Consider the following 15,121-nt stretch of genomic DNA (forward strand, 5'->3'; position numbering starts at 1 on the left):
AATTTTAATTATTTAACTTTTTTTGTAAAGCTTCTGTTAATGTCTGTGAGAAATTTATTCCAGCTTGTTCAGCTTTATAAGCCAAATCACCAGGAATAGTAGTATTTTTCTTAACTGTTGCAGGTTTAGTTTCTCGTTTTGCTTTTTCTAAATCAGCAAAAATAGGAACAACTAATTTACCTGGGTTTTCTTTTTTTACTAATTCAATGTCTGTGGGAACAGGTAACTGATCTTTTGGTACGTCAAATAAAAATGCACCTAAAATTTCTGATCCATTAGCCATTGCTTCGCCCTCACCTAGACCATCAGAGATTGCTCCCTCTACATCTGGGAAAGTAACTGTATAATAGTGTTTTTTATTTTCGCTATCATCTAAAATAGCTGGATATACCACGAACGACATAATTGAAAAAACCTCCTGTAAGCGAAGCAAGTTACCTCTTTGCTTCGCTTACAATTATACGTATTAATGCGTACTATGTCAAGTAGGGCATACAAAATTATAAAAAATAAGCATTTTTATATCATTTTTGTAAACAAAATTATAAAATAAAAAGAAAGAGTGTTATTGCTCTTTCTTTTCCAAAAAAATATAATTAAAATTCTTCACATTTTTTTATAACGCGAAGAACTTGATGAGCTGTTCCAACGGCTACAGTATCTTTCCGTCTAGCATATGGAATTGATACCCGCGCGCCGTTTACCATATTCTTATAAATATGGTGATCACCCACAATATTGACTTCAACAAAGCCAGTATCCTTTAATCTTTTCACAAGATCGCGAGCTATGTATTGCGTCACAAGCATTCCTCCTTTCTTACTCCATATTATACGCTCCTGAGGCGTATTATACAGCTGAAAATGTATTTTTTGCCTTTTTAGCATAAAATCAAGCTTTATAAGCATTTCTGCTGTGAATAAAGTTAAAAGTTATCCACAAAAAAATAAGGCCACTCTAGAAAATTAAATCTAGAATGGCCTTATTTTTATTTAAATTGTCCTAATGATTTTCCATACTTATCTTTACCGACAATGTAGCCGTATTTTCCGTTAGATCGTGGTTGTCTTAGCCATAAACGCAAAGGGCCCTGAAACAGTGCATCAAATTTAATCATATCTCCTTTTTTAAGTTTAGCAATCGGTTCAGATTCAATATGTGGTGACTTATGCAGTTCTAAAGACTGAGCTAATGTAAACGTACCAGACTTCTTTTTCCATTCTGATTTAGGCTTAACCGTAGTTTTAGATTCAGGATTGAAAAGCTTAAGTGCATTATCTGTTACTGTAATTGAACCATCTACCTTATAACCTAACAGATTATCAGTATATTGCCACATATCAACATATTTAGCAGATGGAAAATAACCAAAATTTGGATTTTTGTCTGCTCTTTTACCATTACCTAGCGGATAGGCTGCTAACCAGAAAAAGTCCATATAAGAATGGATCTTTTCTAAATCAAAGTTAGATAGTAAATACTTATAAGTGTAGAATCCCCTCTTAAATCATCTAAGCTAACACCTAGAGCATCAGCAATCTTACATGCGTTCGTAAAACTTGGATCTGATCCTTTAAACTTATACATTCTCAATGTAGCATCTGGAATTTCTACCAATTGAGAAAAATAGAATAAAGACCAGTGTCTTTTATCTAATTCTTTCTGTACTCTATTCCACAACATATTGTGGTTTCCTCCTTTTTATCGTGTAATTAAACACATCTTGTGTTAGAATTGTTATATCCTATAACAAGGAAGTGATTATTAAATGTCTGATTTTCAAGGATTAAAAGATTTTCAAAAACGTTTAGAAGATATTTCTAAAAATGCTCAGGAATTAAATGGGGAACATACGGTTAGTGCTACTGAATTGTTTCCAACTCAGTTCATGAAGACACACACCGCAGTGAATTCTCTAGAAGAGTTTTTAAAACCTTTAGGTATTTCAGGAAAATCTGATGCAGATATCAACAAGGTTTCTCAGCAAGATTTAGATTCATTGGTAAAAGCAAAATCTGATTTCTCATCTTGGGAAGAAATGAAATCTGCGGCTGTTCATAAATATCTCGAAAAGCAATTATTTAGAACTAGATAAACCTGTTTCTTCATGTGGTCTCCTTTTTGAAAGGAGGCCTTTTTTATTTTGTTTCAAACTCGAAATCATCAATATCCTTTAAAGAAGATACTTGGACTTGTGCCTTCTTTAGCAATTGTTCAAATTCTTCTAGATTTTTAATTTGATATTTAATATCCATCTAACTTCCTCCCTTCTAAAACACTTCTAATTCCTTAGTCTTCAAGAACTTGTTAACAAAATACTGTTGACCTTTACCAGTAACCTTTGGCGTCTTACTAATCGAAGTTGTGCCGTTAGCGTGGTTAATGGTCGTCTCCTTAATCTTGAAAAGTCTTAGATTCATTGATTTCTGCGTTGGTAAGTTCCAATCACTTCCTTTCCTGCTAGTCAGGTAACCGTGGTCTCTCATCCATTTGAACAACCGTGTTGCTCCAATATCTACACCATTACCCCGTAGAATCTTGGCAAGTTCACCGACTAAAATTGTTGACTTACTTGTTGCTACTGAATCAGCAAACAAAGCTTTTGGTTTCATTTCAGCAATCTGAATATCTTTGGCTTTAAGTTGATCTGCTGCTTGTTGAAGCAAATCTGCTAAGGTAGCACCAGTTTGATCGTGAGTAATGTCATATGCCTTCCGATCTGTCATATAAATGCCTTTATGATTAATTGCAGGTAGAACTTCTGATGTTACCCAGCGTTTAAATCTTTTTGCATTAGGCATCTTGCTAGATAAGATCAAACTGTAAAGGCCTGATTCGTTGATTACTACTTGATTAGGATTACCTCGTGTAATACCGTCACGAATCGTTACGGTATTCTTATCTTCTTGATCAACATGATCCTTCAAAGCTTTTCTTGAATTTGAATATCCAAGAATAGTTGCTACATCTTTACCAACAAAGAAAACTTCATCTTCAATAAATAGAGTTCTTACTTGCTGATTTTCAAAATTAAATAATTGTAATTCGTTCATATTTAAACCTCTTTTCACTCCTCTTCGTTTTGTGTAACTTTACTTTAAAAAAATATCTAGCGTGATATTTAAAGCTCTTGAAAATGCAATAGCAAAATTTGCATCAAATTTCAGTCGCCCGTTTAATCTGCTGCTGATAGTAGCATTAGTAACACCCAATTTATCAGCAATAAACTGATGTTTAATGCCATGATCTCGAAGATAATCTTTGGCGATTTGTCTTGCATTATCTTTTAGAACTATCGACATTCGCTTCCTCCCTTCATTTTGTTTAACTAGCTTACACAAATTATAATACTCTTCATTTCGAAGAATCCGACACTTTTTTAAACATTTTGAAAGATATTGTTTTCAAATTGTTAATATCCGACTAAAATATAAGCGGAATGAAGAGATAAAAGGAGGAAAAATATGAGCACTTTTAGTCAGAGATTAGAAAATGAACGGAATTTAGCAGGATGGACGAAAACTTATACGGCTAAACAATTACATCTCCCAATGCAAACTTATGCTAATTATGAATATGGATCTCGGGAGCCAGATATTGAAACAATTACAAAAATAGCTACTCTTTTTGATGTTACTACTGATTATTTAATGGGCAAAACAAATCAGCGCAAAACAACTTTAGACAAAGAGGAAAATAGTTCTTTAACATGGGCAGATTTAGGAATGCCCTATGGTGGAAAAATCCCAGACGAACTAAAAGACACTTATGCAGACATAGCTAAAGGATTCTTTAAGCGTCACCCTGAGTATCTAAACAAGGATTAGGTGATTTTATGATTAGATCGCTCGATGATCTCTCTATTAAAAATAGAGAAAATTATGACAAGGTTATGCAATATTTGATGAATTATGCCATGTTTGATTTGAAAATTGGCGTTGAATTCACGAATAGACTGCCACCTTTGGCCCCCCAATTAGCTACAACAAGCCAGGAAAACTGATTATTATGAACTCTAATTGGATTTATCCAGTTCAAATACCCTTTTTACTAGCTCATGAAATTGGCCATGTTATTCATGAAAATCAAGAATTCTACCACTTGAATTCTATGAATACTGCAAAAGGAGAAGCTGAAGAGAATTTATTTGCTCTCAAATTGCTACAGCAATATTGTATTGAGAACGAAATTTATTTTAACAATATTTTTGCTTTTGCAACGGCCTTCGGCATCCCGCATGACAAATGGTATATTCTTGCCGATCAACAAGTTATTAATTAAATCTACTTTAGGAGAAAAAATTATGGGAACTTTACTCGCTTTCTTAATCGTTATATCTTTCGGAAGTATTTTTTACTTTTGGCTAAAAAAACATAATAAAAAACTAGTAATAGCTTCTATTGTAATGACTATTGTATGTGGATGTCTTTTTACTACTACTCCAGAATATAAGCAACAAGTAGCACGTGATAAACAAGCTGCTATTGAAAAGAAAAAAAGAGCAAGCCGCCAAGAAAAAAGCAGAGGAAGAAGAAAAAAAGAAAGAAGAAAAGTTAGCAGCTCAAAGGAAAGCTAAAGAAAAGAAATTACACGCCGAAAAAAACAAAGAGGAAGCTATTAAAAAGAAAAAAGCAGAGCATAAAAAACAAAATTCTACCAATGATAAAAAATTTGTTCAGAAGAAAAAAGATTCTCCTTCAAAATCTTATCTTCTTTCAAGGGCTAAAAAACTTGAATTTGGAATGTCACTTGCGACTGTTAAACATGTAATGAAAGTTAAACCAACTAAAGAAGAAAAGGATGAAGCAGGCTATAATACTCTGATGTATGGGCATTACGTAGTTTATCTTTCTTTTGATAAAAATAATAATCTTCTTGAAGCTATGAGCGGCGCTCCACAAATAGAAAAACAAGCTGAAGAAGCTTCTCAAAAGAAAAAAATGCATAAAACTGCTAATGAAAGCAATTTAAAAAGCTTAGCTCAATATTTTGGACAAAAATCATCAGAGAGTATTCAACATAATCCTTATGCCTTTAAAACTACTCAAGATGGTGATTTACTTTATATCTTATGGAACCCAGGCCAGCATCTTCCTCTACTTCTGAGAATTGATGATGCTTCAACAAATATTACAAATGTATACATCTACAATAAACATGGTGATAACCCTCGAGGAAGACATTTATATACAGGAAGAACCATTATTCAAAAGAATAGAACTCCAATTTATTATTAAATTATTCGGGAGAAAACAATATCATGGGATTATTCAAAAGTCGTGAAGAACGTAAAGAACACTTCGAAGCTAAGATACAAGCAAAAAGAAATAAATATCTAGAAGAAAACAATATTCAAGATCTTTATCATGATAAAAATAAAGATCCAATGGATGTCATTATTGATATGAGTCAAAATAAAGGCGTTATTCCTCAATTTCAAAATGATGGTGTAAAAACTGTATATACAGAACAACTTGTTCTTGAAAGACAAAACTGGATGCAGATTCGTCAAAATGATCAATTAATTAAGCAAAATGCTGAAATTATTAAGCTTCTAAAGGAACTTAAACAAGAATGATTTTTTACTTTGGAGAAACAAGAATGAAACATAAATTATTGAAAACATCGGTTGTGTCACTTGGATTAGTTAGTACAGCTACAGTAATTACCAATACTGAGCCATCTCAAACCGTTGAAGCAAGTAAATCTGATGATATATTTGCATACGGATACTGGACTGAACATCCTAACAAATACTTTAAAAATTGGAAAACTGTTGTTTCTACTTCAAAATTATATTTTACAAATAGTGTAGATACACACGTTTTTATTAATCCTTATGAATATACTAATTTTCCCTCAGATAAAACCTTACCTGCAGGTCAAATATTTCAAATAAAAAGATATGATGGTGAATGGCTTGTTAGAGGAAAAGCCTTCCCAGTTCATAAAGGTTTCTACTGGTTCTTACCTGATGAATTTGATGATTATTCTTCTAATGCCCGTTTTTATGAAGGAAATAATGTAAGATACAATTTTGCAACTACTGATAGTTATGTAGGGCTTTCGACTATCTTTAGACCTTCACGTAAAGTTAAAGTTATCAAACCAGTTATGGCCTATAAGATAAAACAAGAAGTTCCAGCATATAAAAATCATATTGTAGGTAAAACTAAGATTAAAAAGGGCACCATTTTAACTGTAACCGGTCCATCAAACCACTGGACATTGAAAGTTTCAGGAAAAGGTGTGAGAGAACACTATCCTTATATGTGGAATGTTGGCAAAAGAAGTGGCTGGTATAAGTTAATTGATTAGTCGCTAATGTCTTAAGTATTTTGGAGAAAGGAAAATGAAACATAAATCATTAAAAATATCACTTGCTGCATTAGGGATGTTTGCTACTACTTTAACAACAGCAAATATTCATTCTAACCAAGTCAATGCAGCTTACTACCGAGGAGCCAAAGTAACTACTCCGAAATCAATCAGAGGAACATGGTATAACTACAATTTTAATAAGCTAAACAAAATGACAATAACTGCTCATACTGTAACCTTACCTAAATTAGATACTAACTCTCCTCATGGTACATTTACTTTGTATAAACAAGATAAGAAAATTTATCGTAAAGCTAGTGGTAATTTGAAGTATATGGAAAGAGCTAATAAATATGCCTATAAACATCATTGGATGAATAGTTGGACTTATAACAACCAAGGATTCAAGTGGATAGGCATTGATCCTTATTGGCTCGATGCAGGTGATAATGATTACGGTGGTGGTTTAAGAGCTACTACCATAAATAAAAATGGTCACACAGTTAAACAATTGATTCTTAAAAATCCTAACTCTGTTAAATATTTTTATAAGTCCCCTACTCTAACAAAGAAAATTAAATAAAAAAGCCCCGCATGTGCGGAGCTGGAAAGGAATGATTTATTAATGGATTTTAATGACTGGAAAGACTTTTTACCTACTTCTCTAGTAGAAAACTTGGTAGGTCCTTCAAGTGATGCAATTGGTAAGACTTTAGGTGGAATACTTTATTGGACATTTCAACTTCCAATAAAATATGGAATTGTTAAAAAAGCTGAATTTGATCAACTTGCCCAAGAGACTTCTAAAAAATTAAAAAAGATCCCAGAAGAAAATAAAAGCGCAGATAAATTAGGCCTGGTATTAAAAGCATTAGAAGAATCAAAATATCAACTAAATGAAGAAGAATTGCGAAAAATGTTTGCTCAATTAATTGCATCTACCTTAGACAATCGTAAAAACACAGTAATTTCACCACGTTTTGCTACTATATTATCCCAATTAAGTGGAAAAGATGCTGAGTTCTTTAAATTATTAGTTGAAGAGAATCATGGTGATCTTTTATACGGTTACTTAATAGGGCGTAAAGAAGAATATGGAGCTTATCAAACCATCACGGATAAAATGTATGAACAAAATAGAACGTCTATAAGATCTCTTCCTATTTCTTCCGTAAACGTTTTAGAATCATTAGGGTTAGTCAAAGTTTTTGAGACATCATATCCATCAAATAATATTGCAGATGCAACCTATCAGCATATTGAAAAATCTTTACATAGTTTAAATTCAAAATTTCATAACCCATTTCAAGATTGTTCTAATGATATTATTGAGTTTAAACACTGTCATGTTGAACTCACTTCTTTTGGCGCTAATTTTAGTCGTTGTGTTCTTTAAAAAGCAATTTAAGAGCTATCACTTGTTGATAAGACAATATTAATTGTGTGCGATCCTTATCTTTAAAAATCACATCTCCTAATGGAGTCAAATAATAATTATATCCTAAAGCTTTATCTTTTTTCATATTTTAACCTTCTCTTTTATTTATTACTTTTATTGTACAATAATTCTATTTTATAAGTCCCATGTTTTGAAGACTTTAAAAGCCAAACAAAATTTTCTCTACTGCACTACCAACAGAGGAATCGATAAATATTAAGTCTGCATAAGCAGGCTTTAATTTATCCATTAAAAAGAACAAGTGTTTAGGAAGGATGGTCATATGCCACGAAAAAAGGATTCAGCAGTATCAGCTAAAAGATGGTAAAACATATTATCGCTTAAAAACTTATATTGGAATTAATCCTGAAACCAAAAGACCTGTAAAAGTTACTAGAAGCAAATTAAAAACCAGAAAAGAGGCAGAACAACTAAGAATTAAGCTAAAAGCACAGGGAGCTACTAAAATTGGTCGGAAACAATATTTGAATAAACAGCAAATAACTGTTACAGATGTGTGGAATTCATGGCTAAAAGTTTATAAACTTGATGCAAGAGGATCAACTATAGTACATAAAAAAATGATCTGGAATAATCCTACTAAACCTAGATTTGGAGAGGTTTATATTTCACATATATCATCTGAACATGTACAAAATTTTGTTGATGATATGGCCAATAATTATCTTGAATATCGAAGTTACATTAATTTACTAAAATCTCTTATAAAACACGCCATTATAAAAGGTTGGACTGATTATGATCCTTTTAATCGAGTTGTGATTCCTAAAAAATCCGCCAAAAAGCATACTCGAAACCCTAAAGACAATTATCTTGAACTTGATGAACTTCAAAGATTTTTAACTGCAGCTAAAAAATTACATTTTGAATGGTATGTTTATTTCTTTATAACTGCTTCTTTAGGAGTTCGTCGTGGTGAAAGTTTAGCACTTAAATGGTCAGATATTAACTGGAATGATAAGCTTATTTATATTCGGCGGACCGTTACTACCGATGAACAAGGTCAGAAGGCACTAGGACCAACAAAAACAAGTGATAAATATAGAAAAAATAATGGCTTGCCTATTAGTGATCATTTGTTAAAAGTATTAAAAGAATTTAAAGCTTATCGTACAAAATGGTATGATAAAAGTGAATTTTTATTTCATACGCCTGATAATGATTTTTATACAACACAAGCTCCTAGCTTTTGGTTAGCACAACTTTATAAGCATGATCCTACTCTTAAGCACATTACTATGCATGGATTACGCCATACTCTAGCCACTTTGATGTTTGAAACTAATAATAATCTAAATCCTGAAGATGTCGCCTATCAACTAGGACACAAACATGTTTCAACTACTTTAGATATTTACACTTCAATTACCAAAAAGAAAAAAGCTGAATTAACAAAGACACGAAATAAATTAGGCTTATAAAAACGAAAAAAGAGCCCTTTTACGTAGATTTTACGTAAAAAAGCTCTAAAATCGGCTATCGTTATTGATATAAAGCCAAAGTCTAAGTATTACTTCAAGCTATTAAGCATTTTAAAAGCAGTTGTAGTATCGTGTGCCTTCAATTGGTATGTGCTATTGCCTTTTTGCCATGCAATAACAGTATTGAGTGAACCTAAACTGTCACCCATAGTTACATGCACGCTACCATGGCTAGAAGTTGATGGAACACCATATTCATTTACTAACTTCAAGACAGATTTACCGCGATCAGTAGGATTTTCTTTTAATTGGGTACTTGCTTGGATTACATATGACCAGTCGCCCTTGTTCCATTGAAGGTAACTTTGTCCAGCAGCCCCTTGAGTAGTAGCAGTGGTATCAGCATCTAACTTAGTAGTTGGTAAGCCTTTTTGAGCTGGCATGTAGTTAATAATACCATCTGGATCTTCTGAATTTTTAGTTTCAGTTAAAACCGCAAATGGCTTTTCATTCTTCACACTTGCCGCATTAAATTCAGCAGGAGAATTGCCTACACTATAATATACAGTATTAGTATTTCCGTTCTTAGTGTAGCGAACATTCAAATTATCACTACCTGTGCCTAAACCATCACGAGTTGGTAAGAGCATCCCTGGAAGAGCTTTACGTAACTTAGCTGTCATCTTTTCCATTCGGTCACGTTCAGGAGCTTGACTTGATGGCTTCTTATCTTCAGATGATGACTTGTTTTCACTTGAATTAGAAGTGGACTTATTTTCAGATGAAGTTTTATTTTCGCTTGATTGAGTATTAGAACTATTCTCTGTTGAGCTATTTTGTTTCTTTTCTACTTGTGAAGTAGCTGGCTTATCCGATGATTTAGAACTAGATTGATTATTTTCATTCGAACAAGCTGCTAAAGATATAGCTACTAAAGCTGCCGCAGCAGTAATGCCAAGTTTATTCTTCATATTTTATATCTCCTCTTATTAATAAAAACTTTCTTTCATTGGTATTGTATCAGAAAAATGCCATCATAACTCTTAAATTATTCTTACGGATTATCTTTTTCCTTACAATTTCTTGAATGTCGATTTACAAAAAGCGACTCGTATTCTTACAGTGAACACAAGTCGCTCAAACTAATATTTAGTTTTCATATTCAATATCTTGATCCTTAAATAAATTGTAACAAATCAACTTTTCACTATCTAAATCTTCCTTATGCATATCAACCGCACGAATTCTACTATCATTATAAGTAGTGCAGTAAAGAATTCCTTTCTCTAAATTCATACAATCGGAATACATAGTGTATTCATAAGAATCAGGTCCTACTTCATCTAAACCTTTAGCTTGTTCAACAGACTTTAAAACGTGAAGATGGTTAGTTACATTCTCAATTTCACTCTTGCCTTGAGGAGCATGGGCTAATGCAAATGTAGCCTTAACAAAACGTGAAGCAGAATCCATTCCACCAGGTAAATGATGCGTTCCTAAGCCCCGACTATACATATTCAATTCTACCTTAGGAGCTAAGAAATTAGTTGGTTGAATTGGTGAGACATCTGCGTAATTACTCAAGTTAATTAAGTGCACAGGGAAGACAGGATTATTAGTCATGACATTGACAGGATTTTCGTAAATATTTAATCCCTTGTGGCTAGATTCAATTACAATGCTCTTGCCAGTTTTATCAGCAACCATCCAGTGAAGAACAGCAGCAGGCAAATTTTCTGAAAAGCTAATATCAGAAATATTAGCATCAGCTAAGCCTTGTTTTACATCTTCTACCGTTTCATAATTACTCAACAAATAGGCAATCAATTCATAGGAAGTAATGTTTTTCTTACCCTTTTCTACTGGGAAATATTGACCTGGACCTTCAAAATTAAGTCCTGCAACACCTAAACCTTTTTCATTAATGGCATCACAGTATAAAGGATAATTATCATCTACTACTGAGACACCAATCATTGCATAGTGACTCTTCTGACTTGGAAGATCATGAAAATCAAATTCATAATTACGGGGTGTAATTACAATCTTTTGACCATAAGCAATTTCATAATCTAAGTTTCTACCAAAATAATGTTCGTTAGAATTGTAAAGTATTGATGTACACATATTTATCGACTCCTTACATTTTCACTTATCAAAGTCTATTTTAAGCCTTATATGAATACGTGTACAAAATTATACCTTTTATTTATTCCGATAATCTTCTCCATAGATATATTTATGGAGTTTCAAGTACTGTTCTTCTAATTTTTTCTCATTGAGATTATCTTTAGCAAAGTAATACCTTTTTCCTTCCAGTCCTTTAGGCATGTAATTTTGCTGAGCAACCTGAAACGGCTCTTCAAATGGAGATTTAATTAAACCGCCACCTGTAATCTCCTCAGAATGCTTATAGTGCATATCACGAAGGCCCCGTGGCATGGGATGTTGATTAGGATGAGCGGTATCATGATCAAGTTCTTGCCGAATCTTATCAAAAGATCCCGATTTTGGTGATAAACACATCAACATGGTTGCAAACATCAAAGGGTAAATGGCTTTGGGCATTCCTACTTTTTCAGCTTGATTGGCTGCAATGACAATTTGAGTAACTCGGACTGGATTCGCTAAACCGATATAAGTATAAGGAATTTCACGCAATCTACGCACAACAGAAGGCAAATCACCATTTTTTAGTAAAACTGCTAAATAATACAAGGCCGCATCAGTATCTGAGCCAGCCATAGAATCAGAATAAGCTGCTAAATAATCATAATGTTTCGTGGCTTTACGATCATAACTAAAGTTTTGAGATTTAGCAAAGTTCTTAACATCCTCTATTTTTAAGATTTGCGGATTAATTGCATGCAGAGTTTCTAAAATATTTAAAGCAACTCGTAAATCACCATTTGCGGCGACTGCGATTAATTTTACTCCTTCTGCCGAAACTTTTGTATCATCACGGTACAATTCTTTAACTGCTCGTTCTACTACTTGAGCCACTTCATCATCTTTTAAAGGCTTAAATTCAAAAATCTGGCACCGCGACCTCACTGCTGGCACCAATGACATAATTGGATTCTCAGTAGTAGCTCCAATTAACATAATATGGCCATTTTCTAAATAAGGTAGCAAAAAATCCTGCAAAGTTTTAGTCATACGATGAATTTCATCAATCAATAAAACAAAAGTTTGGTCAGGATAATTGTTAATTATTTTAACTAGCTTGGCTTTATTATCAATTGATGCATTTATTTTTTCAAAATGATAGCCAAATTCTTGCGCAATAATTTGAGCTAATGTGGATTTGCCCGTTCCCGGAGGTCCCCACAAAACTAAAGAAACTGGAACATGGTTTTCAATAATTTTTTGCAAAGGCTTTCCTTTTCCTAATAAGTCTCTCTGGCCTACCACTTCTGAGAACGTTCGTGGACGCAATTGATCAGCTAAAGGTTTTCTAATCGTCATAATTTTTCCTCCTATGCGCGTGGCATTGGATAAATCATCAACCAAACCCAGTAAATAGTCATAATAATCACAGCAATATACGCTATCATTGCCAAAAATTTTTCAAATGGCCCTCCCACTTTATAATAAAGCAATGGTCTACCTTTTTTCTTATAGAATGGAGCTAACCATTGTACTCCTTGTTTACTAAAGCTATCTTCCACCAAATGCAAAAAATATCCAATTACGAGGCCTAGCCATAAACTTCCCCAAATATTGGGCAAAACAAAGGGTCTTAATTGAATAGGTTTAAGAGGAATTAAAAGATTCATCAAAAAATACAAAATTACAGCAAAAATTATCCATCCTAATAATGAATGGGTAATTCCCCGATGACGTAAAAACATACTAAAGTTAATGGGGGATTTACGACTTACTTTACTATTATGTTGGTCAATATCAGGCAAAGATGCTCCAATTCCAGTTGCTAAAAGAAGAGCAATGTTTGAAGCTGGATGAGTTAAAAAGCTATCTGTAGCGATTAAGCCAAATTCTACAAGGGCAATGCTAAAGATGCGATGAGATTGAGCTAGCAAGCTGTTCACCTCTAAAGTAAAATTTCTTTATATATTGTAGCATACAACTCTCTGTAAAATCGTTAATTTAGAGCAAAGATAAAAGCCTTTCGGCTTTATTTATCCCACAAAAATTTGATGAGTACTTTATGAAAGAGATTGTCACTTATATTTACGATAATGAGATTGATAACTATGCTGACTTCTTGATGATTTGCATTAAACATTCTGATGATTGGTTTGATGTTGCAATCAACCACAATACTTTAGCAATCAACAAGATGATTGACGGTATGTGGTTAAAAAAGAAAAATGAACTTAGATAATAAAAGCCCCCCTGACTGAAAAGTCGAAGGGGGGTTATTTAGTTTGAGGTTTGGGAACCCTATGATTTGGGAGGGGAACAAAACGTCAAACAGGTATCAGCTAATTGCCACAATTGGTGGCGCTGATACTCGGCTCAGAAGAGTCGAATAGCTATCTGCAAGCCCCCTCGGCGAGCCCACACTTTGTTTGCAAAGTATAGTGGGTTATACTTTACATGGAAATAGTCACCGAATTCCATTTGGAAATTACTTTGTAACTATGTTTTGAGGAGGAGTAAAATGCGTTCCTACGTTCGACATTACCCATTAGCGATAGCTAAATTAATGTGTCTGTGCTCTCCTAAAATCTACTGATTTATTACTGGCTAATACAGGAGGTTTTTTTATGGTACAGACAATCATATCTGCTATTGGTGTTTATACTTCCACTAGTATCGATTATTTAATTGTTTTGATTATTTTATTTGCACAGCTATCACAGAATAAACAGAAATGGCAGATTTATGCGGGGCAATATTTAGGCACTGGCTTACTTGTAGGGGCGAGTTTAGTTGCTGCTTATGTCGTCAAATTCGTGCCTGAAGCATGGATAGTTGGATTGCTTGGTTTAATCCCTATCTATTTAGGGATTCGCTTTGCAATTGTTGGAGAAGGTAAGGAAGAAGAAGAGGAAGAAACTATTGAAAGATTAGAACAAAGCAAGGCAAATCACCTTTTTTGGACAGTTACATTGCTGACAATTGCGTCTGGCGGAGATAATTTAGGTATCTATATACCTTATTTTGCTTCGTTATCTTGGTCACAGACCCTCGTGGCGTTGCTTGTGTTTGCAATCGGCGTAATTATCTTTTGCGAGCTTAGTCGGGTGCTATCCTCTATTCCGTTAATATCCGAGACAATTGAAAAATACACGCGAATCATTGTGCCCTTAGTATTCATTCCACTTGGACTATACATCATGTATGAAAGTGGCACGATTGAGACTTTTCTGAACTTTATTTTATAGATAAAAAAGCCCCTTAAATGGGGCTTTTCTTATATTTTTTTGAATCCTAACCTCAAACCTCAGATACTTTTTTTACTGCTAATTCGCCAAACCAAAGAATGGAGGACTTATGATGAGTTATTTAGTCGCAAGAATGCAAAAGATGAAAGCTGGAAATTTAGTCGGCATGGGTAATCATAATCAACGGTTAACTGACAATCATTTAAACAAAGAAATTGATACGGAACGCTCGTATTTGAATTATGACTTAGTCAATCGCACAGACAATTATAAAACAGATATTCAGCAATTTATTAACGACAACAAATTGAGTAATCGTGCTGTCAGAAAAGATGCTGTATTAATAAACGAATGGATCATAACTTCTAATAACCAATTTTTTAAAGATAAAGACGATAAAGAAATTAAAGACTTTTTTGATACTGCGAAATCATATTTTGCGGACAAATTTTGTGATGAGAATATCCGCTACGCTCAAGGGCATTTAGACGAAACAACACCGCATATGCACTTAGGAATTGTGCCTTTCAATGCGGAAAATAAGCTATCAGCAAAGACTGTTTTTA

General features: G+C 33.5%; 24 protein-coding genes. 13 read left to right on the top strand and 11 right to left on the bottom strand.

Going from position 1 to position 15,121, the window contains the following annotated elements:
• Positions 1–4: 4 nt before the first annotated feature.
• The 4 genes from KBW87_RS09510 to KBW87_RS09525 all read right to left on the bottom strand — a co-directional run bounded on the left by KBW87_RS09510 (position 5) and on the right by KBW87_RS09525 (position 1,683).
• Positions 5–403, bottom strand: a complete 399-nt coding sequence (locus KBW87_RS09510) for a type II toxin-antitoxin system CcdA family antitoxin (RefSeq protein ID WP_057810438.1) — start codon at positions 401–403, stop codon at positions 5–7.
• Positions 404–596: 193 nt separating this feature from the next.
• Entirely contained in the window at positions 597–803 is a 207-nt protein-coding gene (locus KBW87_RS09515) for a type II toxin-antitoxin system HicA family toxin (protein ID WP_162255602.1), read from the bottom strand.
• Positions 804–988: 185 nt separating this feature from the next.
• Positions 989–1,438, bottom strand: coding sequence for a glycoside hydrolase family 25 domain-containing protein (locus KBW87_RS09520; RefSeq protein ID WP_236695267.1), 450 nt, complete (start codon positions 1,436–1,438; stop codon positions 989–991).
• Positions 1,439–1,455: 17 nt separating this feature from the next.
• A complete protein-coding gene (locus KBW87_RS09525) occupies positions 1,456–1,683 on the bottom strand; it encodes a helix-turn-helix domain-containing protein (RefSeq protein WP_057810442.1) in 228 nt (75 codons plus the stop codon).
• An 85-nt stretch (positions 1,684–1,768) separates the two neighbouring features.
• Here KBW87_RS09525 and KBW87_RS09530 point away from each other — a divergent pair, with 85 nt between their 5' ends.
• Positions 1,769–2,095 carry a hypothetical protein gene (locus KBW87_RS09530; RefSeq protein ID WP_057810445.1) on the top strand — a complete coding sequence of 109 codons (327 nt, stop codon included), beginning with the start codon at positions 1,769–1,771 and terminating at the stop codon, positions 2,093–2,095.
• Positions 2,096–2,270: 175 nt separating this feature from the next.
• On the opposite strand, the gene KBW87_RS09535 is transcribed toward KBW87_RS09530, so the two are convergent.
• Together KBW87_RS09535 and KBW87_RS09540 are read right to left on the bottom strand one after the other, a co-directional pair.
• Complete coding sequence (locus KBW87_RS09535; RefSeq protein ID WP_057810447.1) at positions 2,271–3,053, bottom strand: phage antirepressor; 783 nt, start codon at positions 3,051–3,053, stop codon at positions 2,271–2,273.
• 39 nt (positions 3,054–3,092) lie between these two features.
• Complete coding sequence (locus KBW87_RS09540) at positions 3,093–3,302, bottom strand: helix-turn-helix domain-containing protein (protein WP_057810448.1); 210 nt, start codon at positions 3,300–3,302, stop codon at positions 3,093–3,095.
• A gap of 162 nt (positions 3,303–3,464) precedes the next feature.
• Between KBW87_RS09540 and KBW87_RS09545 the strand changes: the two genes are divergently transcribed.
• The 8 genes from KBW87_RS09545 (at position 3,465) to KBW87_RS09580 (ending at position 7,717) form a co-directional block, all read left to right on the top strand.
• The gene (locus KBW87_RS09545; RefSeq protein WP_057810450.1) at positions 3,465–3,827 is read left to right on the top strand and encodes a helix-turn-helix domain-containing protein; all 363 of its coding nucleotides are present in this window, start codon (positions 3,465–3,467) and stop codon (positions 3,825–3,827) included.
• Between the two features lie 181 nt (positions 3,828–4,008).
• Positions 4,009–4,281, top strand: a complete 273-nt coding sequence (locus KBW87_RS09665) for an ImmA/IrrE family metallo-endopeptidase (protein WP_338108166.1) — start codon at positions 4,009–4,011, stop codon at positions 4,279–4,281.
• A 22-nt stretch (positions 4,282–4,303) separates the two neighbouring features.
• A complete protein-coding gene (locus KBW87_RS09555; RefSeq protein ID WP_157055144.1) occupies positions 4,304–4,576 on the top strand; it encodes a hypothetical protein in 273 nt (90 codons plus the stop codon).
• Positions 4,485–5,237, top strand: coding sequence for a hypothetical protein (locus tag KBW87_RS09560; protein WP_057810452.1), 753 nt, complete (start codon positions 4,485–4,487; stop codon positions 5,235–5,237). Before KBW87_RS09555 ends, KBW87_RS09560 begins: the two co-directional genes overlap by 92 nt.
• 23 nt (positions 5,238–5,260) lie before the next feature.
• Positions 5,261–5,578 (top strand): hypothetical protein, encoded by a 318-nt coding sequence (locus KBW87_RS09565; RefSeq protein ID WP_057810454.1) that lies wholly within the window; start codon positions 5,261–5,263, stop codon positions 5,576–5,578.
• Between the two features lie 23 nt (positions 5,579–5,601).
• Positions 5,602–6,318 (top strand): hypothetical protein, encoded by a 717-nt coding sequence (locus KBW87_RS09570; protein ID WP_157055145.1) that lies wholly within the window; start codon positions 5,602–5,604, stop codon positions 6,316–6,318.
• Positions 6,319–6,352: 34 nt separating this feature from the next.
• Complete coding sequence (locus tag KBW87_RS09575; RefSeq protein ID WP_057810459.1) at positions 6,353–6,904, top strand: hypothetical protein; 552 nt, start codon at positions 6,353–6,355, stop codon at positions 6,902–6,904.
• A 42-nt stretch (positions 6,905–6,946) separates the two neighbouring features.
• Positions 6,947–7,717 (top strand): DUF4393 domain-containing protein, encoded by a 771-nt coding sequence (locus tag KBW87_RS09580; protein WP_057810461.1) that lies wholly within the window; start codon positions 6,947–6,949, stop codon positions 7,715–7,717.
• Here KBW87_RS09580 and KBW87_RS09585 read toward each other — a convergent pair.
• On the bottom strand, positions 7,698–7,844 hold the full coding sequence (locus tag KBW87_RS09585) for a hypothetical protein (protein WP_157055146.1): 147 nt from the start codon (positions 7,842–7,844) through the stop codon (positions 7,698–7,700). The two genes, KBW87_RS09580 and KBW87_RS09585, sit on opposite strands and share 20 nt — an antisense overlap.
• 190 nt (positions 7,845–8,034) lie before the next feature.
• Here KBW87_RS09585 and KBW87_RS09590 point away from each other — a divergent pair, with 190 nt between their 5' ends.
• A complete protein-coding gene (locus KBW87_RS09590; RefSeq protein ID WP_057810463.1) occupies positions 8,035–9,201 on the top strand; it encodes a site-specific integrase in 1,167 nt (388 codons plus the stop codon).
• An 89-nt stretch (positions 9,202–9,290) separates the two neighbouring features.
• Here the strand turns inward: KBW87_RS09590 and KBW87_RS09595 are convergent, their stop codons facing one another.
• The 4 genes from KBW87_RS09595 to KBW87_RS09610 form a co-directional block, all read right to left on the bottom strand.
• The gene (locus tag KBW87_RS09595; RefSeq protein WP_057810465.1) at positions 9,291–10,172 is read right to left on the bottom strand and encodes a hypothetical protein; all 882 of its coding nucleotides are present in this window, start codon (positions 10,170–10,172) and stop codon (positions 9,291–9,293) included.
• A 178-nt stretch (positions 10,173–10,350) separates the two neighbouring features.
• Entirely contained in the window at positions 10,351–11,328 is a 978-nt protein-coding gene (gene bsh, locus KBW87_RS09600; protein WP_057810467.1) for a choloylglycine hydrolase, read from the bottom strand.
• 78 nt (positions 11,329–11,406) lie between these two features.
• Positions 11,407–12,669 carry a replication-associated recombination protein A gene (locus KBW87_RS09605; protein ID WP_057810469.1) on the bottom strand — a complete coding sequence of 421 codons (1,263 nt, stop codon included), beginning with the start codon at positions 12,667–12,669 and terminating at the stop codon, positions 11,407–11,409.
• An 11-nt stretch (positions 12,670–12,680) separates the two neighbouring features.
• On the bottom strand, positions 12,681–13,244 hold the full coding sequence (locus tag KBW87_RS09610; protein ID WP_057810471.1) for a metal-dependent hydrolase: 564 nt from the start codon (positions 13,242–13,244) through the stop codon (positions 12,681–12,683).
• Positions 13,245–13,372: 128 nt separating this feature from the next.
• On the opposite strand from KBW87_RS09610, the gene KBW87_RS09615 reads away from it, so the two are divergent.
• The 3 genes from KBW87_RS09615 to mobV form a co-directional block, all read left to right on the top strand.
• Positions 13,373–13,549: a hypothetical protein gene (locus KBW87_RS09615; protein WP_157055147.1), complete on the top strand. Its 177-nt coding sequence runs from the start codon at positions 13,373–13,375 to the stop codon at positions 13,547–13,549.
• Between the two features lie 385 nt (positions 13,550–13,934).
• Positions 13,935–14,555 (top strand): CadD family cadmium resistance transporter, encoded by a 621-nt coding sequence (locus KBW87_RS09620; RefSeq protein WP_057810473.1) that lies wholly within the window; start codon positions 13,935–13,937, stop codon positions 14,553–14,555.
• Positions 14,556–14,667: 112 nt separating this feature from the next.
• The coding region (gene mobV / locus KBW87_RS09625) for a MobV family relaxase (RefSeq protein ID WP_255807359.1) at positions 14,668–15,121 on the top strand (454 nt) is incomplete at its 3' end.

It is taken from the genome of Lactobacillus intestinalis, from assembly GCF_024397795.1.
In the GTDB taxonomy this organism is placed as follows: Bacteria; Bacillota; Bacilli; order Lactobacillales; family Lactobacillaceae; genus Lactobacillus; species Lactobacillus intestinalis.